Consider the following 24292-nt stretch of genomic DNA (forward strand, 5'->3'; position numbering starts at 1 on the left):
CGGGGACTCTAGGAAGTCAGAGATCCGATGTGAACCCCCGAAAGGCCTGCCGGTACGCGAGTTCACCCGTAAAGACGGCAGAAAGATCCGATCTCTGTACCGATGAGTGGGACGATAAGCGCCGCATAAGCGACTTCGCTTACCGCCCCGGAATCGCGCTCTCCGTAGAAATCGGGTCGTCAAGACGACCGAAGGAGCAGCGATGCGGAAACGACCGATGGCGGTACTGATCGCCGGAGCGGTCTTGGCGCTGGTGGCCGGCTGCGGTGGCGGCGGGGACGGTGGCGACAAGGTCGCCTCGATCTCTTCCCCGCCCGCCGCCGGCGAGGACAAGGGGAAGGCGGACAACGCCTCCGACGACGACAAGAGGCGCGACTTCGCGAAATGCATGCGCGAGCACGGGATCAACATGCCGGAGCCCAAGCGGGACGCCAACGGCCAGGACACGATCACCTTCGAAGCGGGGGACGCGCCGCCCGACGAGAAGAAGATGAAGGCCGCGGACGAGGCGTGCCGCAAGCTGCTGCCGAACGGTGGCGAGATCAAGCCGCCGACGCCGGAAGAGCTCGACAAGATGCGCAAGGAAGCGAAGTGCATGCGCGACCACGGCATCGACTTCCCGGACCCCGAACCGGCGGGTAAGGGCGGCGCGGCCATCGCGCTGGGTGACGCGGGCGGCGATCCCAAGAAGTTCGAAGAAGCGGCGAAGGCCTGCGGTCTCGGCATGACCATGAGGGCGGCCCCAGCGAAATGAGCGAACACGAAGGACCCGGCGGCGTGCGGCGCTCGCGGCGGGCGCGCTGGTACGTCGTCGCGGCGGCTCTCGTCGTCGTGGTCGGGACGGTCTCGGTGGTCGTGATGACCAGGGTGACGTCGGAAGCCGGGCAGGTCGGCCAGGCGCCGCCCCCGGTGGAGACCGCGAAGGTCGAGAAGACCGACCTGCGGGAGGAGGAAGAGGCGAACGGAACCCTCGGCTACGGCGCGGAAGAGTCCCTCTCCGGCCGGAAACAGGGCACCATCACGTCTCTTCCGGCCGCGGGCACGGTGCTCTCCAGAGGCAAGGCGGTGTACGGCGTCGACGCGAAACCGGTGCCGCTGTTCTACGGCACCCTGCCGTTCTTCCGCGATCTCGCGGACGGCGCGACGGACGGTCCGGACGTCAAGCAGCTGGAAGAGAACCTGAAGGCGCTCGGATTCGGCGGCTTCGGCACGCCCGACAAGAAGTTCACCTCGGCCACCGCCGCCGCGCTCAAGAAATGGCAGAAGTCGCTGGGTGCCGAGCAGACCGGCACCTTCGGCCAGGGCGACGCCGTCCTCGCGCCGGGCGAGATCCGGGTTTCGCAGGTCGCCGCGCAGCTCGGCGGCCCGAGCGGCGGCGAACTGCTGAAGTACACCGGCACCGAACGTGTCATCGAGGTCAAGCTCGACGCCGCCAAGCAGGCGATCGCCAAGGAAGGGGACAAGGTCGGGATCGACATCACCGGCGGCAAGACCACGACCGGCGTGGTCACCGAGGTCGGCAAGGTCGCGGAGACCGGCAAGGACGCCGCCGGGCAGGACGACGGCAAGCCGAAGGTCAAGGTGAAGGTCGAACTGGACGACCCGGCCGCGGCGGGGTCGCTCGATTCGACGCCGGTCTCGGTGCGGTTCACCAAGGAAGTCCACAGTGGAGTGCTGGCGGTCCCGGTCGGAGCGCTGCTCGCGCTCGCCGAGGGCGGATACGCCGTCGAGGTCGACGAAGACGGCAAACGGCGCCTCGTCGCGGTGAAGACCGGGCTGTTCTCCGGCGGCCGCGTCGAGATCACCGGAACCGGTCTCGCCGCCGGGACGCGGGTGGTGACGACGTCATGACCCCGGTGCTGGCCGTGCGCAACGCCTCGCGCACCTATCCCGGCGAGATCCGCGCACTGCACGAAGTGACACTGTCCATTGAGGACCGGGAAATGGTCGCGATCGTCGGACCGTCCGGTTCGGGCAAGTCGACGTTGCTGCAGCTGATGGGCACCCTCGACCGGCCGACCAGCGGTGTCATCGAGCTACGCGGACACGACGTCGCGAAACTGCCGGACCGCAAGCTTTCGGCGTTGCGGTCGCGGTGGATCGGGTTCGTGTTCCAGCAGTTCTTCCTCAGCGAGGGAGTGAGCGCTGTCGACAACGTCGCGACGGGACTGCTGTACGCGGGGGTGCCGCGGCGGAAACGGCACGAGCGGGCGCTGGCGGCGCTCGACCGGGTCGGCCTCGCGCACCGGGCAGGCCATTTCCCGAACGAGCTTTCGGGCGGTGAGCGGCAGCGGGTGGCGATCGCGCGGGCGGTCGTCAACTCGCCCTCGATCCTGCTGGCCGACGAGCCGACCGGAAACCTCGACACGGGCAACGGCGCGGCGATCCTCAACCTGCTCGCCACGTTGAGTTCGCAGGGGACGACGGTCGTGATCATCACGCACGACCGGGAGATCGCGGCGGGGATCCCGCGCCGGATCGAGTTGCGGGACGGCCGGATCCGGCTCGACACCGGGACGGGGGTGCTGGTGTGAGCGCACCCGTCCTTGACAAGACGCCGGATCCGGCCCGGCTCGGCCCGCGTGACGTGCTGACCCTCGGCGCGCACGGGATGCGGACGCGGCCGATGCGGGCGGTGCTGTCCGCACTCGGCATCGGGATCGGGATCGCCGCGATGGTGGCGGTGCTCGCGATCCCGGCGTCGGGGGCGAAGGCGTTGCAAGACCAGCTGGCCGCGCTCGGCACCAACCTGCTTTCGGCCGGGCCGGGCAAGACGATGTTCGGCGGCGACGCGACCTTGCCGGACAGCGCGGTGCCGATGGCGAAGCGGATCGCTCCGGTGACGGCGGCGTCGGCGACCGGGACCACCGACGGGACGGTACGGCGTACGGACAAGATCCCCAAGGACGAGACGTCCGGACTCGGCGTCTATGCGGCGACGCCCGATCTTCTCGACGTCGTCGGCGGATCGGTCCGTTCCGGGCAGTTCCTCCGGGACGCCACCCGCGACTATCCGGTCGTCGTCCTCGGTTCGGTCGCCGCCGCGCGGCTCGGGATCGACCACATCGACCAGGCGAAGCCGCCGCAGGTGTTCATCAACGGGCACTGGTTCACCGTCGGCGGGATCCTGGGCCCGATGCCGCTCGCGCCGGAAATCGAGCGTTCGGCACTGGTCGGCTGGGACGCGGCGAAGCGGCTCCTCGGCTTCGAGGGGCATCCGAGCACGGTGTATGTCCGCGCGAAGGACTCGCAAGTCGAGAACGTCCGCTCGGTGCTCGCGCAGACGATGAACCCGCAGGCGCCCAACGAGGTCGAGGTGCGTCGTCCGTCGGAGGCGCTGGAGGCGCAGAAGCTGACGGAGAACACCTACAGCGCGCTGTTCCTCGGCCTCGGCGGGGTGGCGCTGCTGGTCGGCGGCGTCGGGGTCGCCAACACGATGGTGATCTCGGTGCTGGAACGGCGCCGGGAGATCGGGCTGCGTCGCGCGCTCGGGGCGACGAAACGTCAGGTCAGAGGCCAGTTCCTGGCCGAGTCGGTGCTGTTGTCCGGCTTCGGCGGGATCGCCGGTGTGCTGGTCGGCGTGCTGGTGACCTCCGCGTACGCGTTGAGCCAAGGCTGGCCTGCGGTGCTGCCCGTCGGCGCACTGTTCGGCGGGGTCGGGGTCTCGGCACTGGTCGGTGCGGTCGCCGGTGCCTATCCGGCGATGCGCGCGGCCCGGCTCCCGCCCACCCAGGCCCTCGCCTAGAACGCGTTTCGTCCTCTGGATGCGGTAGTTCGCACTGCCAACTACCGCATCCAGAGGACTGCTTGCGAGGAAGCGGTGGGTAATCTCGCCAGGTGCTGGTGGGATTGTCGGGGCGAAGACTCGTGGGGGCGCTGATCGCGCTCGAAGTCGTCGTGGTCGCCGTCCTGTTCACACTGAAGGTGTTCGACGGACAGGACCTCGAGGTCTACGTCGGCGGCGCCCGGTCGCTCCTCGACTCGGGCGACCCGTACGGCACCTGGGTGCAGACCCACGGGGGCTGGCTGCCCTTCACGTACACGCCGTTCGCGGCAGCGGTGTTCCTGCCCGGCACCCTGCTGTCCGCCGCGCTGGCGACGAGGCTGGTCGGGCTCGCGTCGATCATCGCGGGCGGGATCGTCGTGTACCTCTTCGTCGCGACGCTCAACGGCTCGCTCACCGACCGCGCCGACGTCCGCGGCCGCGCCATCGCCGTGCTGGCGGCGATCGGGGCGCAGGCTGCGGGCGGGTTCATGGAGCCGGTCCGCTCGACGCTCGGTTTCGGCCAGATCAACACCTTGCTGATGCTGATGGTGGTGCTCGACGCTCTGCTGCCGGGGCGCGCGCGTAGCAAGGGCTTGCTCATCGGCGTCGCCGCCGCGATCAAGCTGACCCCGGCCGTGTTCATCCTGTTCTTCTTGTTCCGCAAGGACTTCCGCTCGGCCGCGCGGGTCGTCGCCGGATTCGTCGGCGCCGGACTGCTGATGTGGCTGATCGCGCCGAGCGCGTCGGCGAAGTTCTGGACGAACATCCTCTTCGACACCAGCCGCATCGGCGATCGCGGCTACGTCGGGAACCAGTCACTGCGCGGAATGCTCGCGCGGTTCGGACTCGGGTCGGCGGAGGACGTCGTCTGGGTACTGGCGGCGTTCGTGGTGATGGCGCTGACCGCGTTCGTGATCGCGCGGGCCGCGGAGCCGGTTTTCGCGCTGACCGCTTGCGCGCTCGGCGGACTGCTGGTGTCGCCGGTGACCTGGACGCACCACTGGGTCTGGTGCGTGCCGATCCTCGTGCTGCTGATCTGGGCCCGATCGATCGTTTCGTACGCGCTCGCGGTCGTGACGGTGGCACTGTTCGTCGTCGCGCCGATGTGGCTCGCGCCGCGGCCCGCCGGGAGCTTCGGCTGGTGGCTGGCGACGGAATCCTTTGTGCTGTACGGACTTCTGCTGCTGGTGCTGGCCGCCGTCTGCCCCAAGTCCGTGAAGGCCTCCTTGAGGGACTCTGGGTCCCTCAAGGAGGCCTTCACGGACAGCTAGCTCAAGCCCAGGCGCTCGACGACGTACTCGATGCTCTGGGTCAGCTTCGTGATGTCGTCGGGGTCGATGGCCGGGAAGAGGCCGACGCGCAGCTGGTTGCGGCCCAGCTTCCGGTACGGCTCGGTGTCGACGATCCCGTTGGCGCGCAGCACCTTCGCCACCGCGGCGGCGTCCACCTCGTCGGTGAAGTCGATGGTGCCGACGACCTGCGAACGCAGCGACGGGTCGCTGACGAACGGCGTCGTGTAGCTGGTCTTCTCGGCCCATTCGTACAGCCGGGTCGACGAGTCGCGTGTGCGCGCGGTCGTCCACTCGAGACCGCCGTTCGAGTTCATCCACTCGATCTGGTCGGCCAGCAGGAACAGCGTCGACACCGCCGGGGTGTTGTACGTCTGGTCCTTGCGGGAGTTGTCCAGCGCGGTGGTCAGCGACAGGAACTCCGGGATCCAGCGGTCGCTCGCGCCGATCTCGCCGATGCGCTCGACAGCGGCGGGCGAAGCCAGCGCGATCCAGAGACCACCGTCGGAGGCGAAGGACTTCTGGGGCGCGAAGTAGTAGACGTCGAAGTCCTCGGCCTTGACCGGCAGGCCGCCCGCGCCGGAGGTGGCGTCGATCGCGACGAGCGCGCCTTCGCTGCCCTCAGGGCGGCGGACCGGCACCGCGACCCCCGTGGAGGTCTCGTTGTGGGCCCAGCCGACCAGGTCGGCACCGGCTTCGTAGGCGATCTCGGGCGCGCTGCCCGGGTCGGCCTTGACGACGATCGGGTCGGCGAGGAACGGGGCGCCCTTGGTCACCGTGGCGAACTTCGAGGAGAACTCGCCGTAGGTGAAGTGCTGCGCACGCTCACGCACGAGCCCGAACGCGGCGGCGTCCCAGAATGCGGTCGTCCCGCCGTTGCCGAGGACCACTTCGTAGCCTTCGGGCAGGGAGAACAATTCGGACAGACCCGCACGCACGCGGCCGACGAGGGACTTCACCGGCTTCTGACGGTGCGAGGTGCCGAGGTAGGTGGCACCGGATTTCGCCAGGTTGGCGAGCTGCTCGTCACGGACCTTGGACGGTCCGCAGCCGAAGCGGCCATCGGCCGGCTTGAGGTCCGCGGGGAGGGTCAACTCAGGTGCGTCGGTCATGGGTCCAGTCTCTCAGGTCGGGACGGGCCTGCTGACAGTTGGTGCCGCGTGTCCGGCATGTGGGATTGGCGAACTCGTTCCCACCCCGCCCCGTCGCCGGGTAGCTTCTCGCCTCATGGCGACAGTGCATGAGCGATTCTCCCTGCCCCCCGAAGCGTTGTGGCAGGCCCTTCCGAACGGTGTCACGGCGGTCAAGGGGAAGAACCCCTTCTACGACGCGGCCGCGGGCTACGTCACCTTCTCGACCAAGCTGAGCCTCCTCAGCTACGGGCAGACGGTCACCGTGAAAGTCGAGCGGACGGCCGAGGGCTCCGGGCTGGCGATCCAGACGAGCTTGAAGTTCGGTCTCGTCGACTGGGGTGAGGGGAAGCGCATCGCCCGCAAGTTCATCGCCGCCGTCGGAGCCGCCGTTGGGCACACTCCGGCCGTCTGATGCCCGATCCGTGGGGCCCGCGGTGGGGCTTCCTGTTCTTGTACTTCGTGGGGTTCGTCGTCCACTGGTTCTTCCGCGACTGGGACGACACGGCCACCATCGGCGCGATCGTCGGTTTCGTGGCGATGCTGGTGCTGGTATTCGTCCCCGGTCTGCCGCGCTGGGTGCACGGCGACCTGCCGGGGGAGGTCTCCGCGCCGAGGTTCGGCCAGTGGTGGACGGCGCTGCGGCTCACGATCCGGCGTCGTAACGGCGTCCTGGACGTCGTGCTGGGACCTTGGGCACGCGTCACGGCCGCGATGGCGCCGGACGCGGACGGCGTGCGCGGCTGGGCAGTCCTCGGCGGCCACCCGGCGAAGTTCGTCATCGAGAACTGCCCTGACGAACTCGCCGAGTCGCTGCGCGAACGGCGCCGGATGTGGGTCGTCGGCGACGCCCACTACGGCGACGTCCTGGTGTGCGGCGACGGCGGCCGTGAGTTCACGACCGCCGCCTTCCGGTTTCGTTAACGCCAGCCTTCCGGGTCGACACCGCCCGGGATGGGCGCGGCCGGGTCGAACGGCGTGCGCGAGAAGATGAACGTCACGAGGTCGAGGTGGTTCGGCTTGCCCGCCGAGTCCCGCCCGACCTTCAGCGTTTCGCCGGCGTAGTACCCGTCGAGGCCGATCCAGACGTCGTCACCGAGCGGGGTGAACCGCGACGCGCGGCCGGGGCCGTCGGTCGGCGCGAGCGAGAACAGGCCGTCCGGGAGCAGCCGCAGGTGGTACGGCGTCGGTCCCCAGTGCCACAGCCCGGTCAGCTCCAGCAGCTTCGGGTCCACAGTGGACGGTTGCCATTCCGTGGGCATCGCCGGTTCGTGCTCTTCGGTCAACGTCATCAGGTCGAGGCACAGCTGCGTGATGCCGACACCGGCCGTCGAGTTCGTCAGCACCAGCGCGCCGATACCGGCGTCGGCGTCGGTCAGCGAGCAGGCGAGGAAGCCCGGCATCGACCCGGTGTGCCCGGCCAGCCGCCTGCCCTGCGTGCGGACCAGCATGATGCCGAGGCCGAATCCGGTCGTCCAGGTGTCGGCGTCGTCCACGGTGACCATTTCGCGCATCTCCGCGACGGTCTGTTCGCTCAGCACGCCGCCGGTGTGGCCACCGAGGAACGCCGTCCAGCGCGCGAGATCGGTGACCGTCGACCACAGCTGGCCGGCGGGTGCCATCGCGCCCGCGTCCGGCGACGGTTCCGGCATGAGCAAGTCGGCGAAGGGGTGCACGGCGAACCCGCTCGCGTGCGCGCCTTCGGGATGCGGCGTGGTCCGGTCCATGCCGAGCGGGCCGAGGATTTCGGCGCGGACGACGTCGAGCCAGGACTTCCCGCGGTGCCGGGCGACCAGCTCGCCGAGCACGCCGTATCCGACGTTGCTGTAGTGGAACCGGCTGCCGGGACGGTGCCGCGTCGCGCCGTCTTCGAGGCTCGCGACGAGCGCGTTCCAGTCGGCGCCCACCGTGCGTTCCCACCAGGAACCGGGCGATTCCGCCGTCAGGCCTGAGGTGTGCGAAAGCAGCTGCGCGATGGTCGCCGCGCCGAACGCGGTGCCGGGCAGGTGCTGTTCGAGCGGGTCGTTGAGGTCGAGTTCGCCTTCGTCGCGAAGGCGCATGACGGCCGTCGCGACGAGTGTCTTCGTGATCGACCCGAGCCGGTACTGCGTGTCGTTGCCCGGTGTCTCGCCGTCGACGCGGCCACGCGCCCCGGACCAGGCGATTTCCCCGTCGCGGACGACGGCGGCGACGAGGGAAGGGGCGCGGCACGAGGATTGTTCGTGCGCGAGGCGGCGAAGCAGCGCCAGTTCGGTCGTGGCAAGCATGGGCTGCATTCTGCCTACCCCAGCAGGCCCAGCCGCATGGCGGTGGTCACGGCGGCCGTCCGGTCCGAAACGTCCAGTTTCCCGAACACCCGCAGCAGGTGGGTCTTGACCGTCGCCTCGCTGATGTGGAGCGCCCGCCCGATGTCGGCGTTCGTGTCGCCCTGCGCGACCAGCCGCAGGACCTCGATCTCGCGTGCGGACAACGGCGACGGTGTCGGGTTCCGCACCCGGTTCACCAGCTTCCCGGCGACCGAAGGCGCCAAGACCGTCTCGCCGCGTGATGCCGCCCGGATCGCTCCGGCGAGCTCCGTGCGCGAGGCGTCTTTCAGCAGGTAGCCGGAGGCCCCCGCTTCGACCGCGCGCAGGATGTCCGCGTCCGTCTCGTACGTGGTGAGCACGACGACCCGCTGGCCCGGCCGATCGGCGAGGATCTTCCGGGTCGCGCCGACGCCGTCGAGACCGGGCATGCGCAGGTCCATCAGGATCACGTCCGGCTGCTTGATCCGGCTCAGCGCCACGGCCTCGTCGCCGGAGCCCGCTTCGCCGATGACGCTCAGGTCCGGTTCGGCTTCCAGCATGCCGCGCAGGCCTTCTCGCACCACCGGGTGATCGTCGACCAGCATGATCGTGATCACGCGGGCACCTCCAGTTCCAGCGTCGTCCCCGCACCGGGTCCGCTCTCGACCTTCACCATGCCACCGACCTGATCCGCCCGCGTCCGCATCCCCGTCAGGCCGAAGCCGCCGGTGAGCTCGGCGGGGTCGAATCCCGTGCCGTCGTCGGTCACTCCGAGCCGGACTCGTCCGTCCACAACGGACAGACGAAGCGAAACCTTGGTGGCGCGAGAATGCTTGCGGATGTTGCTCAACGCCTCCTGCGCACCTCGCAGCAGGACGACCTCGGTGGCCATCGGCAGCGACGGCAGCGGGCCATCGATCGCCATCGACGCTTCGATCCCGGCCTCCTCGGTCAGCCGCTCGACCTGACGTCGCAAGGCTTCCTCCAGCGAAGCGGCGGCGAGTGCCGACGGCACCTGTGCCGCGACCATCGCCCTCGCCTCCGCGAGGTTCTCCCGCGCCGTCCGCGCGGCCAGCTCCAGATGGCGCCGGGCCGCCTTCGGATCGGTATCCATTTCGGACTCGATGGCCTGGGTGAGCGTGACGATACTGGTGAAGCCCTGCGCGAGCGTGTCGTGGATCTCGCGGGCCATCCGCTCGCGCTCGGCGGCCATACCCGCCTCCCGCGAGAGCCGGGAAACCTCCGCCTGGCTGGCTTCCAGCTGTTCGATCAGCGTGGCCCTGCTCTTGCTCTGTTCGATGATCTGGCTCGTGTAGCGGCCGGCGAGGATGCTGAAGACGATCAGGATCGTGGTCATCGGCAGCAGGATGCGCAAGGACGGCTGATCGAAGCCACCCCGCGCGATCGACGACGCCGGGCCCAGCAGCACGCCGATCGTGGCGAGGACCGACGCCGTCTTCGTCGACAGCGTCATGTAGAGCACCGGACACACGAAGAACAGGATGAAACTCGACGTGGTGCTGGCGAGGTTGGCACCCGCCAGGAAGAGCATCATCACCGCGGTGAACAGCCACGGCGTGTACTCGTAGGCCGGGCCTTTGATGAGCCGGCGTCCCCGCACCAGGTAGGTCACGCCGATCCCGGTCAGGCACAGGATCGCGATCGTTTTGTCCGTGGCCGTCCCGTCTTCCAGGAGCACCAAGGCCGTCGTCGCGGCGAAGGTGATCCCGAAAAGGACCTCCCAGAGCCAGAAGAACCGCTCCCAGGCGTTCACTTGCTTTCGTTCGACCAGCGGAACGTCAGTTTCGCCAGCAGCAGACCCGCCACGCACCACGCCCCGAGCACCAGAGCCACCATCGGAAGTTCCCATGTCCCCGCCATCTCCTGTGTCGCCGCCTCGGCCGGCAGGAACACCGAGCGGAAGCCCTGGCAGATCCACTTCACCGGGAAGAAGGAGGCGATGGTGACCATAGTCTTCGGCAGCGCGGTGATCGGCGTGACGAACACCCCGGAGATGAACTGCAGCGCGATGTAGATCAGGTTGGTCACCGCCACCGCGCCGCTGACCGATTTCGTCACCGAGCCGAGCGCGATGCCCAGCAGCGTGCAGCTGGTGATGCCGAGCAGGAAGACCCACAGCGCGGTCAGCAGTTTCGCCGGATCGGTCGGCAGTTCCAGATCGAACAGCAGGCTGCCGACGATCGACATCAGCACGACCTGCGCGACGCTCGAAACACCGACGAGGATGATCTTGCCGATGAAGTAGGACGCGGCGGGCATCGGCGTACCGCGCAACCGCTTGAGCGCCCCGGCTTCGCGGTCGGAGGCGAGCCCGATGCCGATGCTGGTGAACGACGTCGAGACGATGCCCGAGCCGATCATGCCCGCGGCCAGCACCTGGCCGGTGGTGATCGCCATACCCGGCATCGAGGAGTTGAGCATCGAGCCGAGCAGGATCATCAGCAGTGACGGGAAGGCGAAGGTGAAGATCACCTGTTCCCGGATGCGGAAGAACTGCCGGAGTTCCGCGGCGCCCCGGATGAGGCCGAGCGAGAAGGTGCCGGGGAGGGTGCCCGGGAGGGTCGGCGCGGTCATCGGGCTTCTCCGATCAGGTCGAGGTAGGTCTCTTCGAGGGTGGGCCGGTGGACGGTCAGCTCCGACGGCTCGCGGCCGTCGGCGGACAGTTCGCGGATGAGCTTCGCCGGGAAGTGGGTCCGTTCCTGGTGGCTGCCGTGTTCGTCGGCCCAGCGGACGGTGGCTTCCGCGGTCGCGCGGCCGCCCAACGTCTGCGGTGTCCCCTCGGCGACGATCCGGCCGCGCGCGATCACCGCGACGCGGTCGGCGAGCGCCTCGGCCTCGTCGAGATAGTGGGTGGTGAGCAGGATCGTGGTGCCTTCGTGGGCGAGGCTCTGGATCAGTCCCCAGAACTGGCGCCGGGCCTCGGGATCGAACCCGGTCGTCGGCTCGTCGAGGAACACCAGCTCGGGACGCCCGATGATCCCCAGCGCGACGTCCACGCGGCGCCGCTGTCCGCCGGAAAGGCTTTTGACGCGGGCGCCCGTCTTCTCGGCGAGGCCGACCTTCTCGATGACTTCGCCGACGTCGCGGGGATTCGGGTAGTAGTGGGCGTAGTGCCGGATGGTCTCGGCGACGGTGAGCTCGGCGGCGTCGTTGGCCGTCTGCAGCACGATCCCCAGCTTCGCTCGCCAGGCCCGGCCAGCCTTGCCGGGGTCCTCGCCGAGGACGTCGACCTCGCCGGAGGTCCGCTTACGGTGTCCCTCGAGGATTTCGACCGTCGTCGTCTTCCCGGCGCCGTTGGGGCCGAGCAGCGCGAACACCTCGCCCTGCTCGATGTCGAGATCGAGGCCTTCGACGGCCAGGTGGCCCGGGTACTCCTTGCGCAACCCGCGCACCTTCACTGCGGTTTTCATACGTTCATCGTGCTTCGGCGGACCCTCCCCCGGGACGTCCGCAGGACTGAACCCGGCTGTCAACCGTTCGATGGACACCGGTGTCACCCCCAGGCTCGTTCCTCGGGGTTCCATCGCCCTCTCGGCGGCGTCGCCTGCAGGAGCGGAGTGACGAAGGCGTCCGCGAGAGGGTGCACACCTTCCAACGTCCGGAATTCGGAAGGCAGGCCGTGGACACCCTGGGCGACCTTGCGATAGCCGCCCTTCCAGGAACGAGGATCGGGGGTCTCGAACCTGGCAGGTGGATTCACCACCATCCCGCGTCTCCGGCGTCGAGCGATTTCGTCGTGCAGGATCTCGTGCGTCTCCTTGCCCGGTATGGGCGACTTCAACGCGAACAGGGCGAGATCGACCAGATCCTTGTAGCGAGTGGACGGATGACCGGCGGCCTGGTGGCGCTCGTACATCGCGCAGATCTTTTCCGCGACATGGTCTTCGATCGGGAACATCCGCGCTTCCGGCCAAGGGGCGCACTCGCTCACGAACGGAGGCCTCAGTGGCTCGGTGGCGATGGATCCGCGCGGCGGATGCCCGGACGTGACGACGTCCACCTGCACGCGGTGATTGAGAGGTGTGTTTTCGAACATCACCATGAACGACACCTTGCGGGTTGGACGTTCGACATGGGCTTGATCGGCGGTTCTGAGATGGGAGAACCAGATTTGATCGGCGAGGCGCAACGTGGCAGCCGCCTTGAGCGCGTCGACCGCGGCGTCGGTCGTGTCCTCCGCGGAGAGCAGGTCGATGTCGGTGGAGTAGCGCGCGGAAGGCCACCGGACGAGCAGGGCTTGCCCGCCTTTCAATACCCAGCTCGATGCGTCATCGCCGTGGAAGACCCGGGCGATCAAACGTCGATGAAAGTGCAACTGCAGTAGCTCGCCGGTGGAGACGCCGATCCTTTCGGCACGGTTCTTCGCTCTGTTCTTCTGAGAGGCGAGATAGCCGCGCGGCGTTCTCGGGGGCTGAGAGGGCATCCCGCCATCGTCGTGCGCCGGGACGAACTCAATGGAGAAGGCGGACCGGCCTTGATTTGCCTTTCCGCAAGCTCTATCGCCGCGTCGGAATCGGACGGTGGGCGAGACGTGCGACCGAGGTGCCGATCCCGGCGAGCAGGTGTTCGAGCAAGGCTTCGCCGTCTCCGGGGCGGCGGACGCCATAAACCAAGGCATAGGGACCGATGTGCTCTGCCACGACATCCAGGCGAAGGCGGTGAGCCTCTACTGCTTCTTGGATCATCGTGGCGATATGACTGCCGTCGATACGCTGCTCCATCAGGTCGCGGATGGTGCGTAGGACCGTGGTGACGGGAAGTCCGTCGATCGTTGTCACGTCGTCTTCGAGTAGTCCGGCGATCCTGAAGCGCACGTCCGGATCTCGGCTGGTGCGACGGCGTGGAGTGGTCAGAACTATCCGGTCGTTGACGAGTTCACCGAGTCCGTGCAGCCGGGCGGCCGATTCGTGGGAAAGCACTCCGCCGTCCGGATCGAGAGGAGCCCGCTTCCACGCGGGTTCGGCGGCGTTGAGCATCAGCCAAGCCGCCCGTTCCTCCCGTGCTTCGGTCACGACGGCGATCGTCGCCGCGTAGACGCCGTGACGGACACGGTCGAGGTGCCCGGCTTTCTCCAAGCGATGCAACGTGACGCCGTCGACGCCTGTCCCCTTGGCTTGCCGGGACGTGACCATGCCCCATTGGGCGCTGGTGAACGCACTGAGCAGTCGTAGTGCGTCACTCGTCTTCATACAGCGAAGTTTACGTCACTAAGCAGCTTTAGTTACATTCAGACGTAATTAGCGCTGGATGAGCAGGGTACGGATGGCGGTTTCGAGTGAGGAAAGCAGAGCGGCTGGGTTGGCGGAGGTGAGCATCCGGTTCGCGAAGCCGTCTGACAGGGCGAGGATGGCATCGGCCAGGTCACTCGCCGCGAGATCATCGCGGACATGGCCGGCCGACTGCGCTTCCGAGATGTACTGGGTCGTGATCTCCGCGAGTTCGTCGTAGCCGGTGCGGATGAACTCGGCCCACGAGGGCCGGACGGCGGCGCGGGCGGTGAAAGCGTTGATGACGATCACCTCCGCGCGGCGCTGCTCGTCGAGCGGCATGGCCTCGGTCACCAGGCGTAGCAGCAGGTCCAGCAGGTCGCCGGACCGATCGAGGGTTTCCCAGCGCTGCTCCAGGAACTCGCTGGTCAGGTCGAGGGCGAACCGGAACAGATCCTCCTTGGTGGAGAAGTACTTCTGCACCGCGCCCGCGGACAGCCCGGCTTCGACCGCGACCGAGCGCACGCTGACGGCCTCGACGCCCTCGCGCGCGACGATGCGCAGGAGGGCGCCCGCGATCTCCCGGCGGCGTTCGGTCCGGTCCACGATCTTCGGCACGGGCGCATCTTATGTCCGGGCGACTCGGTGCGCGCCTTAGGTCTTTAGAATACATTCGTATCCGAAAAGGGGGTTTGGGTGGACGAAGTACTGCGAAAGCGGCGCGCGGAAGAGAATCGGCTCGCCGCCGCGCTGACCAAGGGGCAGGCGGAGGTTCTCGATTTCCTCCTGCCGTTGTGGGCGGGGAGTCAGCTCGGCGCGTCGGCCGCCGAGGTCGGCGCGCTCACCGCACTGGAGACGCTGGTGTCGTTCGTCGTCCGGCCGATCGCGGGCGCACTGGCGGACCGGTTCGACCGCGGGCGGGTCGCGGCGGTCGGCGCGGTCCTCTATGGACTGTCCTTTGTGGTCTATGCCGTGACTCCGGGCATAGACCTCGCCTACGTCGCGGCGGTTCTCGGCGGCGCGGGCGGCGCACTGTTCTGGGTGGCGTTGCGGGCCCGCGTGGGGGAGGGGCTCGCGGGGGATGACGCCGCGTTCAGCAAGCTGTTCGCGGCCGAGGGTGGTGGCACCTGGATCGCCTTCGTGGCCGCGCTGACCGCGATCGCCTGGATCGACTACCGGGGTGTGTTCTGGCTCGGCGCGGCGGCCTGCGCGGTGGCCGCGGCAGTCCTGCTGAGCGCGCGATCCGCGCCGGTACGCGAAGCGGATGCGCCACGGCTTCTTCAACTGGGCGGGCGAATGCGGCCGATGCTCGCGCTCGTCGCGTTGACCGCGATGGCCGAGGCCGGGGTCGCCCTGCTGCTCCTGATGCACCTGCAACGCGGGCATCGGCTGGGGCTCGGTGAGATCGCCGCCGTGTTCATACCCGGGTTCATCGTGTACAGCCTGCTGCCGGACTACCTGCACGGCTTCGTCCGCAAGGTCGGTCGCACGCGGGTCCTGGCCCTGGCGATGGCGGCGAGCGCGGTCTTCGCCGCGGGGTTGTCCTTCGCGCCGAACCCAGGGGTGCTCGCTGTCATGTGGATCCTGTCCGCGGCGGCGTTCGCGGCGGCCATCCCGGTGGAGCAGGCGGTGGTCGCCGAGGCGGCCGGACTGAGCCTCGGTCGCGCGATGGGGATCTACGAGAGCGCGGCGCTACTCGGAGCGACGATCGGGACTTTCGTAGCCGGCCAGCTCTATGGCTCGGACGCCGGTTGGCGCATCGCGTGCTTCGGCGCGGCGGCGCTTTTGCTCTTCGGATCGCTGGTGGTCCGTCGCGCCGTCCGGCGGGTCGGAGTCGCGGAGTTTCCCGTGGAACCAGCGAAAACGCCGTCACAAAAGGAAAAACCGGCCGTCAGCATGGGTGGGGAGAGCTCGCAAGCGGCCGAATCGGTGAAGGCCGATGCGAACAAGCGCGCGAACCCGCTCTGGAATTGGGCGGCGCACGCGGTGATCTACGTCCTCGCGCAGGCGGCACTGGCGACGGCCGGGTACAGCTGGCCCGTCGAGGCGGTGTTCGGCGGACCCCATGCCGCCGACTGGTACTGGAACTCGAGTGGTCACTGGCTGTTGAACCTCGGCCGGATCTGGACCTTGGTCTTCATGATCGACACCGTGTGGTCGCTGGGCCGCGCGGCGCTGAAAAAACGGCCTTATTGACATGTTGTCTAACATGACACTATGTCTCATACGTGGGTGACGGCCAGCGACGGTGTCCGCCTCTCGGTCCGGGTGACCGGTGTCGACGACGCGCCCACGGTGGTGCTTGTCCACGGCTACCCGGACAACGGCTCCATGTGGGACGGCGTCGCCGCCCTTCTCGAACGCCGGTACCGGGTCGTCGTCTACGACGTCCGCGGCGCGGGTCGGTCGGACAAGCCTTCGGGACGCGCGTCCTACAAATTGGACCAGCTGTCCAGCGACCTCGCCTCGGTCATCGACGAGGTCCGGCCCGAGGGCAAGGTCCACCTGCTCGCGCACGACTGGGGCTCCATCCAGACCTGGCACGCCGTCACCGGTGACCGGTTGCGCGGACGGCTCGCGTCGTTCACGTCGATCTCCGGGCCGAGCCTCGATCACGCCGGCGCGTGGTTCCGCGCGCAGGTCCGCCCGAATCCGAAGCGGCTCAAGAACGCGCTCGCGCAAGGGATGCACTCGACCTACATCCTCGGCTTCCAGCTTCCGCTGGTACCGCAGCTGTTGTGGCGCACCGGGATCATGGGGGCGCTCATCGGCCGGATGGACCCTGCCGCCGCCACATCCTCCACTTCGGACGGCTTGTCCGGCCTCAACCTCTACCGCGCCAACATGTTCACCCGGCTTTCCCGGCCGCGACCGCGCCCGGCCGAGATCCCGGTGCAGGTGCTGGCGCCCACCGGAGACAAGTTCGTCACCACTCCGCTGCAGACCGAGATCGAGCGCTGGGCCCCGGACCTCCGGGTTCGCCGGATCGTCGGCACGCACTGGGTGCCTCGCGAAAAGCCGCAGGTGATCGCTTCGGCGACGGCCGAGCTGATCGACCATGTCGAGGGCGGTGAGGAGAGCCGCGCGCTCAAGCGGGCCCGCTCGACCGGGTTCGCGCACAAGCTCGTCGTGGTCACGGGTGCGGGCAGCGGGATCGGCCGTGCGACGGCGCTCGCGTTCGCGGACAAGGGCGCCGACCTCGTCATCACCGACATCAACGGTTCGGCCGCCGCGGACACCGCGAAACTCCTGCGGGACAAGGGCGTCACCGTCGGCGAGTACACAGTGGACTCTTCCGACGCGGAGGCGGTCGAGAAGTTCGCCCAGCGGGTGAAAGAAGAGTTCGGGGTCCCGGACATCGTCGTGAACAACGCGGGGATCGGCCTGTCCGGCCCGTTCCTCGACACGACGGTCAAGGACTGGGAACGCCTCATCGACGTGAACCTCTGGGGCGTCATCCACGGCTGCCGGGTCTTCGCCGAGCAGATGCGGGATCGCGCCGAAGGCGGCCAGATCGTCAACGTCGCGTCGGCCGCGGCGTACCTGCCCTCGAAGATCCTTTCCGCTTACGCCACCACGAAATCCGCCGTGCTGACGCTGAGCGTGTGCCTGCGCGCGGAACTCGCCGCCGAGAACATCGGCGTCACCGCGATCTGCCCCGGCATCGTGAACACCAACATCACCAACACCACACGGTTCGTCGGCGTCGACGACATCGAACAGAAGCGGCGCCAGAAGTCGAGCAGCAAGCTGTACGCGAAACGCGGTTTCGGCCCGGAGAAGGTCGCGCGCGACATCCTGCGCGCGGTCGAAAAGGACAAGGCGATCCAGCCGTCGACCCCGGAGGCCAAGGCCGCGCTCGTCCTTTCCCGGCTCACCCCCGGGCTGCTGCGGGCCGCGGCGAAACTGGACGTCACCCCGTGACCTCGGCCAGACGACCTCGCCGGATGACGGCAGAGGCGCGCCGCGAGGACCTGATCCGCGCCGCGCTGGACCTGTTCGGCTCGCGCGCGCCCGAACTCGTCACCGTCGACGACATCATCGCCCGCGCCGAAGTCTCGCGGCCGTTGTTCTACCGGTACTTCTCAAGCCTGCGGGAACTGCAGGTCGAGGCGCTGAAGACGGTCACCGAAGGGCTCATCGACGGCCTCGCCGGGCTGGAGGAAGGCCCGCCGGAGGCGCGGCTGCGTGCCGCGGTCCGCGGGCTGATCGACGTCGCCGACCACTACCGCGCCGGCTACGTCGCCCTGCTGCGAAGTGGTTCGGTGATCGCGACGTCGGAGACGGACGCGGCGATCGACGAGGTCCGCAACCGCGCCGTCGAGCTGATTCTCGACGCGCTGGGAGTGTCGGAGCCCTCGCCTATGCTGCTGCTGACTTTGCGCTGCTGGACCGCCGTGGTCGAGGGGGCGCTGCTGAGCTGGCTGCAGGAACGCGCCTTGCCCCGGGAAGTGCTCGACGGCTGGCTGGTCGATCAGCTCACGGCGATGCTGGCGACGACGGCGCTGCACGATTCTTCGGTCCCGCAGCTGCTATGAAAGGTCCTTTCCTTGCAAATTTCGCAAGGAAAGGACCTTTCATAGCGCGCTTCAGGAGTGCTTCGTGACCAGGTGCCAGCCTTCGACGTCTTCCGGCTGACGCGGCTCCGGGCCGACGTACTTGGCCGAGGGGCGCACGAGGCGGCCGGTCTTCTTCTGCTCCAGGATGTGTGCGGCCCAGCCGGCGGTGCGGGCCGAGCTGAACATCGCGGGCATCATGTGCGGCGGCACCTGGGCGAAGTCCAGGATGACGGCCGCCCAGAACTCGACGTTGGTCTCGATCGGGTGATCCGGGCGGCGTTCGCGCAGTTCCTTCAGCGCGACCTGCTCCAGCTCCGCGGCCGCCTCGTAGCGTGACGCGCCGAGCTCCTTGCAGGTGCGGCGCAGCACGCGCGCCCGCGGGTCCTCGGCGCGGTACACGCGGTGCCCGAAGCCCATCATGCGTTCCTTGCGGTCCAGGATGCCCTTGACCAGGCCGACCGCGTCACCGGTCTTCTCGACCTCTTCGATCATCGGCAGCACGCGCGCCGGAGCGCCACCGTGCAGGGGGCCCGACATGGCGCCGATCGCGCCCGACAGCGCCGCGGCGACGTCGGCGCCGGTGGAGGCGATGACGCGGGCGGTGAAGGTCGAAGCGTTGAGGCCGTGCTCGGCGGCCGAGACCCAGTAGGCGTCGATGGCCTTGACGTGGGCCGGGTCGGGCTCGCCGCGCCAGCGGACCATGAACCGCTCGGTGATCGACTTCGCTTCGTCGACCCGGGTCTGCGGTACGGCGGGCTGCCCGATGCCGCGGGCGGACTGGGCGACGTAGGAAAGCGCCATCACGGACGCGCGGGCCAGCTGGTCGCGCGCCTCTTCGTCGCTGATGTCGAGCAGCGGCCGGTAGCCCCAGATGGGGGCGAGCATGGCGAGCGCGGCCTGGACGTCGACCCGGACGTCGCCGGTGTGCACCGGCAGCGGGAACGGCTCGGCGGGCGGTAGCCCGTGGCCGAACTGACCGTCGACGAGAAGGCCCCATACGTCACCGAAGGTCACCTTGCCGGCGAGGTCCTCGATGTCGACACCGCGATAGCGCAGCGCGCCACCGTCACGGTCGGGCTCGGCGATTTCGGTCCGGAAGGCGACCACGCCTTCGAGACCCGGTCGGAAACCGTCGTCGACCTGGTCGGACGGCTGTTTGGTGCTGATCGTGGAGGCACTCACTGTGGTGAAACCTTTCGATGCGCATTCCCCGGCTTTGTGTTTCACGCGTGGACGGGATACACGCAGCGAAGGCGCGCCTCATCGCACGGATGGACAAACCTTGCTCCACGCCGGGGCCCGGGGCAATCGAAAGATGTGGTGGTTTCGGTCACGATTACGAGAACGATTCAGTGAAAACCGCCTTCGTACGCGAAGAGTTACGGCTCCGTTCACTTTGCGTGTACCGGCGCGCAGGTAAATCCTGTGTTTCGAGAACCGGCGCCGCGCGGTTTCCGGTGATAGACCTTTGTCATGCACTTGAGCCCCCAGGAGCGGGACAAACTGCTCATCCACGTCGCGGCGGACGTAGCTCGCAAACGACTGGAACGCGGGGTCCTCCTGAACTACCCCGAGGCGGTGGCGCTGATCACCGACCACGTTCTGGAAGGCGCCCGCGACGGCCGGACGGTGAGCGAACTCGTCGCCAGCGGGCGGTCGGTGCTCAGCCGGGCCCAGGTACTCGGCGGCGTGCCGGAAATGGTCGATTCGGTGCAGGTCGAAGCCACTTTCCCGGACGGCACGAAGCTCGTCACCGTGCACGACCCGATCGTCTAGAAGGGGGGACGGGTGCGTCCAGGAGAGATCATCACCGGTGCCGAACCGGTCGAACTGAATCCCGGCAGGCCGCGGGTCCGGCTGCTCGTGCGGAACCTCGGCGACCGGCCCGTCCAGGTCGGTTCACACTTCCATTTCGCGGCGGTGAACCCGGGACTCGAATTCGATCGCGAAGCCGCGCGCGGGCATCGTCTCGACGTCCCCGCGGGGACGTCGGTGCGGTTCGAACCGGGCGTCGAACGCGAAGTCGACCTCGTCCCGCTGGCCGGGAACCGCCAGGTGCCCGGATTGCGCAAGGAGTCCTGATGCCGTCGATCGATCGCGAGCGCTACGCGGAACTCTTCGGCCCGACGGCGGGCGACCGGATCCGCCTGGCGGACACCGACCTGCTCATCGAGGTCACCGAGGACCGCAGCATGGGGCCGTCGGGCAGCGGCGACGAGGTGCTGTTCGGCGGCGGCAAGGTCATCCGCGAATCGATGGGCCAGGGCATGGCGACCCGGGCCGAAGGCGCGCCGGACCTGATCATCACCGGCGCGGTGATCCTCGACCACTGGGGAATCGTCAAGGCCGACGTCGGCGTCCGCGACGGCCGGATCGTCGGGATCGGCAAGGCGGGCAACCCGGACACGATGGACGGCGTCGACCCGGCGCTGGTCATCGGCCCGTCGACGGAAGTGCTGGCCGGCAACGGGAAGATCCTCACCGCGGGCGGGATCGACTGCCACGTCCACTTCATCTGCCCGCAGCTGACCGACACCGCGCTCGCGTCCGGGCTGACCACGCTCGTCGGCGGCGGCACCGGCCCGGTCGAGGGCAGCAAAGCCACCACCGTCACGCCCGGCGCGTGGAACCTCGGCCGGATGCTGCAGGCGATGGACGGCCAGCCGGTCAACGTTCTGCTGCTGGGCAAGGGGAACACCGTCCGCCACGACGCGCTGCGCGAACAGCTCGCGGCGGGTGCGGGCGGGTTCAAACTGCACGAGGACTGGGGCACCACCCCGGCCGCGATCGACGCCTGCCTCACCGTCGCCGACGAATCCGGTGTCCAGGTGGCGATCCACACCGACACGCTGAACGAGGCCGGCTTCCTGGAGTCCACTGTGGACGCCATCGGCGGCCGGTCGATCAACGCGTACCACACCGAAGGCGCGGGCGGCGGGCACGCGCCGGACATCATCCAGGTCGCCGGGCTGGCCAACATCCTGCCGTCGTCGACGAACCCGACGCGTCCGCACACCGCCAACACCCTCGACGAGCATCTCGACATGCTCGTCGTCTGTCACCACCTGAACCCGTCCGTGCCCGAGGATCTGGCGTTCGCCGAAAGCCGGATCCGGCCGACGACCATCGCGGCCGAGGACGTCCTGCACGACCTCGGCGCGATCTCCATGATGAGTTCGGATTCGCAGGCGATGGGCCGCATCGGCGAGGTGATCATCCGGACCTGGCAGACCGCGCACGTGATGAAGCGACGGCGCGGAGCACTGCCGGGCGACGGCGCGGCCGACAATCTGCGCGCTCGTCGCTATGTCGCCAAATACACGATCAACCCCGCGATCGCGCACGGGATGGACCGCGAGATCGGCTCGGTGGAGATCGGGAAACTCGCCGATCTCGTGCTGTGGGAACCGAAGTTTTTCGGCGTCCGGCCGCATGTCGTGCTCAAGGGCGGGTTCCCGGCCTGGGCGGCGATGGGTGACGCGAACGCGTCCATCCCGACACCGCAGCCGGTACTCGCGCGGCCGATGTTCGGCGCGGCGCCTTCGGTCGCCGCCGCGAGCAGTTTCCATTTCGTGGCACCGGAAGCTCTGGAAAACGGGGTCGCCGAACGGTTCGGCATCACGCGGAAGCTGGTGCCGATCTCGAACACCCGCTCCCGCGGCAAGGCCGACATGGTGCTCAACGACGCGACGCCGGACATCCGGGTGGAGCCGGACAGTTTCGCCGTGCACGTCGACGGCGAGCTGATCGAACCCCAGCCGGTGACGGAACTGCCGATGGCGCAAAGGTACTTCCTGTTCTGATGGACCTCTCTGCGCTCATCCTCGCCGACTCCCGGTTTCCCGGGGGCGGCCACGTCCATTCCGGCGGCCTCGAAGAAGCCGTCGCCCGCAAGCTGATCACGCAGGAACGCGACCTGCCCGGATTCCTCTCCGGCCGGTTGCGGACGGCGGGTTCGCTGGCCGCCGTGTTCGCCGCGGCCTCCGCGCACGCTGCCGCCCGAAATGTCCCCAGTGGACACTGGCGGCGGCTCGATCTCGAACTCGACGCCCGGACCCCGTCGCTCGCGCAGCGGGAGGCGTCCCGTGCGCAAGGGCGGGGGACGGCGCGGGCGGGTAAAGCGGCGTGGCCGTCTCCGGTGCTTTCTCGGCTGCTGAAGGAAACTCCGCGGCCGCATCATCCGGTGATCGTCGGTGCGCTGGTCGGGGTGCCGTTCGACGCGGCGATGGCGGTGGCCTATCTCGCGATCAGCGGACCGGCGAGCGCGGCTGTCCGGCTGCTCGGCCTCGATCCCTTCGCCGTCAACGCCGTCGTGGCAAGGCTTTCCGCTGAAGTCCGGGAGGTTTCCCGGCAGGCCGCCGAGGTCGCGGGGAGCGATCCGGCCGATCTCCCGGCGCCCGGGTCCCCGGCGCTCGATCTGTTCGCCGAGGCACACGCCCGGCATCACAAGGAAGAGGTGCGTCTCTTTGCCAGCTGAGCATGGCCACGGACACGGTCACGTCCACCCGGTCAACTTCGACCCCACGGCCGCGGAACCCGATCACTACGAGCAGGCGCCGACCGCGGGCCGCGCGTACCGGATCGGCATCGGCGGGCCGGTGGGCAGCGGGAAGACCGCGCTCACCGCGGCGCTGTGCCGGGCGCTCGGCGACGAGGTGAACCTCGCCGTCGTCACCAATGACATCTACACCACCGAGGACGCGGACTTCCTGCGCAAGGCGGGTGTGCTCGACCCGGAGCGGATCGAGGCCGTGCAGACCGGCGCGTGCCCGCATACCGCGATCCGCGACGACATCACCGCGAACCTCGACGCCGTCGAGCGGCTGGAGGAGCGTTTCCCCGGGCTGGACCTGGTGATCATCGAAAGCGGCGGAGACAACCTGACGGCGGTGTTCAGTCGCGGGCTCGCCGACAGCCAGGTCTTCGTGGTCGACGTCGCGGGTGGCGACAAGGTGCCGCGCAAGGGTGGGCCGGGGGTCACCACGGCGGACCTGCTCGTCATCAACAAGATCGACATCGCGCATCTGGTCGGTGCGGACATGGACGTGATGACCTCGGACGCGCACCGGATGCGCGGCGAGCTGCCGGTGATCACGCAGTCCCTTGTGGACACCCCGAACGCGCCCGACGTCGCCGCCTGGGTCCGTTCGCTGCTCCCGGTCCGCGCGGGGTGAAGGCGCACGCACGGCTGGTCGCCCGCTGTGAGGGTGGCCGGACCGTCCTGCGTGAGCTGCGCTCGATGGCGCCGCTCACGCTCCTTCCCAAACGGGGCACCGGCGCGACGGCGATCGTGCATCTGGTCAACTCGGCGACGTCTCCCTTGGGCGGCGACGAACTGAAGCTGACCGTCCGGGTCGGGCCGGGCGCCTCGTTGCGGATCTCCGGGGTGGCCGCGACGATCGCGCTCCCTGGGCTGCACGGCGAGGGGAGTTCGTCCCTTGTGGACGTCGAGGTGGACGAAGGCGGTTCGCTGGAGTACCTGGCGGAGCCGACTGTCGTCACCGCCAGGGCCCGGCATTCCGCGGTGCTCACCGCGTCCTTGGCCGCCGGTGCTCATCTGCACACGCGGGAGGTGCTCGTCCTCGGCAGGGCGGGGGAGCGGCCGGGTTCGCTGGTGACCACGCAACACGTGACGCGGGGCGAAGTCCCGGTGTTGCGGCAGACACTGGAGATCGGGGATTCCACTTTGGACTCCAGTCTCGCGCATCTCGCCGGGCGGAGGGTGCTGGCGACCGATCTGGTCGTCGGTGGGCCGGAGCTGCCCGCGGCTTCCGGCGACTGGTGGTCGCGGACCCCGCTCGCCGGGGGCGGCACCCTCACGACGTCACTGGCCCCGGACGCCGTCACCGCGCTCAAAGTGTTCGAAAGTCCGTGAAGGCCCCTTCCCTACCTTGAAGGTCAGGGTCCCGGCAAAGTCGGGGTCGCACCCGGTTGCGAAGCTTGATCAACAGAGCTTCAGGGGCATGCCCCTGAAGCCGGTGCACCTCGAGTGTGGAGGATTTGGGACGTTGAACGTCCCAAATCCTCCACACTCG

Annotated in this window: 26 protein-coding genes; 16 read left to right on the top strand and 10 right to left on the bottom strand. The window is 68.7% G+C overall.

Annotated features, from left to right (window positions below; translation table 11 throughout):
• The first annotated feature begins 202 nt into the window (after positions 1–202).
• The 5 genes from ACZ7KI_RS36695 (at position 203) to ACZ7KI_RS36715 (ending at position 5037) form a co-directional block, all read left to right on the top strand.
• A complete protein-coding gene (locus ACZ7KI_RS36695) occupies positions 203–754 on the top strand; it encodes a hypothetical protein (RefSeq protein ID WP_470277607.1) in 552 nt (183 codons plus the stop codon).
• Positions 751–1851, top strand: coding sequence for a peptidoglycan-binding protein (locus ACZ7KI_RS36700; protein WP_470277608.1), 1101 nt, complete (start codon positions 751–753; stop codon positions 1849–1851). The genes ACZ7KI_RS36695 and ACZ7KI_RS36700 overlap by 4 nt, the downstream gene beginning before the upstream one ends.
• Complete coding sequence (locus ACZ7KI_RS36705) at positions 1848–2534, top strand: ABC transporter ATP-binding protein (RefSeq protein WP_470277609.1); 687 nt, start codon at positions 1848–1850, stop codon at positions 2532–2534. Before ACZ7KI_RS36700 ends, ACZ7KI_RS36705 begins: the two co-directional genes overlap by 4 nt.
• Positions 2531–3745, top strand: coding sequence for an ABC transporter permease (locus ACZ7KI_RS36710; RefSeq protein ID WP_470277610.1), 1215 nt, complete (start codon positions 2531–2533; stop codon positions 3743–3745). Before ACZ7KI_RS36705 ends, ACZ7KI_RS36710 begins: the two co-directional genes overlap by 4 nt.
• A gap of 92 nt (positions 3746–3837) precedes the next feature.
• On the top strand, positions 3838–5037 hold the full coding sequence (locus ACZ7KI_RS36715) for a glycosyltransferase 87 family protein (protein WP_470277611.1): 1200 nt from the start codon (positions 3838–3840) through the stop codon (positions 5035–5037).
• Here ACZ7KI_RS36715 and serC read toward each other — a convergent pair.
• Complete coding sequence (gene serC / locus ACZ7KI_RS36720; RefSeq protein ID WP_470277612.1) at positions 5034–6167, bottom strand: phosphoserine transaminase; 1134 nt, start codon at positions 6165–6167, stop codon at positions 5034–5036. The genes ACZ7KI_RS36715 and serC overlap by 4 nt on opposite strands.
• 115 nt (positions 6168–6282) lie before the next feature.
• On the opposite strand from serC, the gene ACZ7KI_RS36725 reads away from it, so the two are divergent.
• Positions 6283–6600, top strand: a complete 318-nt coding sequence (locus tag ACZ7KI_RS36725; protein ID WP_470277613.1) for a hypothetical protein — start codon at positions 6283–6285, stop codon at positions 6598–6600.
• Positions 6600–7109, top strand: a complete 510-nt coding sequence (locus ACZ7KI_RS36730; protein WP_470277614.1) for a hypothetical protein — start codon at positions 6600–6602, stop codon at positions 7107–7109. Before ACZ7KI_RS36725 ends, ACZ7KI_RS36730 begins: the two co-directional genes overlap by 1 nt.
• On the opposite strand, the gene ACZ7KI_RS36735 is transcribed toward ACZ7KI_RS36730, so the two are convergent.
• The 8 genes from ACZ7KI_RS36735 to ACZ7KI_RS36770 form a co-directional block, all read right to left on the bottom strand.
• Entirely contained in the window at positions 7106–8452 is a 1347-nt protein-coding gene (locus ACZ7KI_RS36735; RefSeq protein WP_470277615.1) for a serine hydrolase domain-containing protein, read from the bottom strand. The two genes, ACZ7KI_RS36730 and ACZ7KI_RS36735, sit on opposite strands and share 4 nt — an antisense overlap.
• Positions 8453–8466: 14 nt before the next feature.
• A complete protein-coding gene (locus ACZ7KI_RS36740; RefSeq protein ID WP_470277616.1) occupies positions 8467–9087 on the bottom strand; it encodes a response regulator in 621 nt (206 codons plus the stop codon).
• Positions 9084–10244 (bottom strand): sensor histidine kinase, encoded by a 1161-nt coding sequence (locus ACZ7KI_RS36745; protein WP_470277617.1) that lies wholly within the window; start codon positions 10242–10244, stop codon positions 9084–9086. The genes ACZ7KI_RS36740 and ACZ7KI_RS36745 overlap by 4 nt, the downstream gene beginning before the upstream one ends.
• Positions 10241–11065, bottom strand: coding sequence for an ABC transporter permease (locus ACZ7KI_RS36750; protein WP_470277618.1), 825 nt, complete (start codon positions 11063–11065; stop codon positions 10241–10243). The genes ACZ7KI_RS36745 and ACZ7KI_RS36750 overlap by 4 nt, the downstream gene beginning before the upstream one ends.
• Positions 11062–11901 carry an ABC transporter ATP-binding protein gene (locus ACZ7KI_RS36755; protein WP_470277619.1) on the bottom strand — a complete coding sequence of 280 codons (840 nt, stop codon included), beginning with the start codon at positions 11899–11901 and terminating at the stop codon, positions 11062–11064. Before ACZ7KI_RS36755 ends, ACZ7KI_RS36750 begins: the two co-directional genes overlap by 4 nt.
• Positions 11902–11984: 83 nt before the next feature.
• Positions 11985–12914: a nucleotidyl transferase AbiEii/AbiGii toxin family protein gene (locus ACZ7KI_RS36760; protein WP_470277620.1), complete on the bottom strand. Its 930-nt coding sequence runs from the start codon at positions 12912–12914 to the stop codon at positions 11985–11987.
• Positions 12915–12987: 73 nt separating this feature from the next.
• On the bottom strand, positions 12988–13680 hold the full coding sequence (locus ACZ7KI_RS36765; protein WP_470277621.1) for a type IV toxin-antitoxin system AbiEi family antitoxin domain-containing protein: 693 nt from the start codon (positions 13678–13680) through the stop codon (positions 12988–12990).
• Positions 13681–13728: 48 nt separating this feature from the next.
• Positions 13729–14316, bottom strand: coding sequence for a TetR/AcrR family transcriptional regulator (locus tag ACZ7KI_RS36770; RefSeq protein ID WP_470277622.1), 588 nt, complete (start codon positions 14314–14316; stop codon positions 13729–13731).
• Positions 14317–14394: 78 nt separating this feature from the next.
• Here ACZ7KI_RS36770 and ACZ7KI_RS36775 point away from each other — a divergent pair, with 78 nt between their 5' ends.
• Genes ACZ7KI_RS36775 through ACZ7KI_RS36785 form a run of 3 tightly spaced genes read left to right on the top strand, consistent with a single transcriptional unit; the run spans position 14395 to position 18236 of the window.
• Positions 14395–15894: an MFS transporter gene (locus ACZ7KI_RS36775; RefSeq protein WP_470277623.1), complete on the top strand. Its 1500-nt coding sequence runs from the start codon at positions 14395–14397 to the stop codon at positions 15892–15894.
• A gap of 36 nt (positions 15895–15930) precedes the next feature.
• Positions 15931–17622: an SDR family oxidoreductase gene (locus tag ACZ7KI_RS36780; RefSeq protein WP_470277656.1), complete on the top strand. Its 1692-nt coding sequence runs from the start codon at positions 15931–15933 to the stop codon at positions 17620–17622.
• Between the two features lie 23 nt (positions 17623–17645).
• Complete coding sequence (locus ACZ7KI_RS36785) at positions 17646–18236, top strand: TetR/AcrR family transcriptional regulator (RefSeq protein ID WP_470277624.1); 591 nt, start codon at positions 17646–17648, stop codon at positions 18234–18236.
• Between the two features lie 51 nt (positions 18237–18287).
• On the opposite strand, the gene ACZ7KI_RS36790 is transcribed toward ACZ7KI_RS36785, so the two are convergent.
• Positions 18288–19439, bottom strand: a complete 1152-nt coding sequence (locus tag ACZ7KI_RS36790; RefSeq protein WP_470277625.1) for a citrate synthase 2 — start codon at positions 19437–19439, stop codon at positions 18288–18290.
• Positions 19440–19730: 291 nt separating this feature from the next.
• Here ACZ7KI_RS36790 and ACZ7KI_RS36795 point away from each other — a divergent pair, with 291 nt between their 5' ends.
• Genes ACZ7KI_RS36795 through ACZ7KI_RS36820 form a run of 6 tightly spaced genes read left to right on the top strand, consistent with a single transcriptional unit; the run spans position 19731 to position 24132 of the window.
• Positions 19731–20033 (top strand): urease subunit gamma, encoded by a 303-nt coding sequence (locus ACZ7KI_RS36795; protein ID WP_037317886.1) that lies wholly within the window; start codon positions 19731–19733, stop codon positions 20031–20033.
• Positions 20034–20045: 12 nt separating this feature from the next.
• Positions 20046–20339: an urease subunit beta gene (locus tag ACZ7KI_RS36800; protein WP_470277626.1), complete on the top strand. Its 294-nt coding sequence runs from the start codon at positions 20046–20048 to the stop codon at positions 20337–20339.
• Positions 20339–22060: an urease subunit alpha gene (locus tag ACZ7KI_RS36805; protein ID WP_470277627.1), complete on the top strand. Its 1722-nt coding sequence runs from the start codon at positions 20339–20341 to the stop codon at positions 22058–22060. Before ACZ7KI_RS36800 ends, ACZ7KI_RS36805 begins: the two co-directional genes overlap by 1 nt.
• Entirely contained in the window at positions 22060–22734 is a 675-nt protein-coding gene (locus ACZ7KI_RS36810; protein WP_470277628.1) for an urease accessory protein UreF, read from the top strand. The genes ACZ7KI_RS36805 and ACZ7KI_RS36810 overlap by 1 nt, the downstream gene beginning before the upstream one ends.
• Positions 22724–23431, top strand: a complete 708-nt coding sequence (gene ureG, locus ACZ7KI_RS36815; protein WP_181771962.1) for an urease accessory protein UreG — start codon at positions 22724–22726, stop codon at positions 23429–23431. Before ACZ7KI_RS36810 ends, ureG begins: the two co-directional genes overlap by 11 nt.
• Positions 23428–24132 carry an urease accessory protein UreD gene (locus tag ACZ7KI_RS36820; protein ID WP_470277629.1) on the top strand — a complete coding sequence of 235 codons (705 nt, stop codon included), beginning with the start codon at positions 23428–23430 and terminating at the stop codon, positions 24130–24132. The genes ureG and ACZ7KI_RS36820 overlap by 4 nt, the downstream gene beginning before the upstream one ends.
• Positions 24133–24292 lie beyond the last annotated feature (160 nt).

The sequence above is a fragment of the Amycolatopsis sp. NPDC039088 genome, assembly GCF_055598845.1.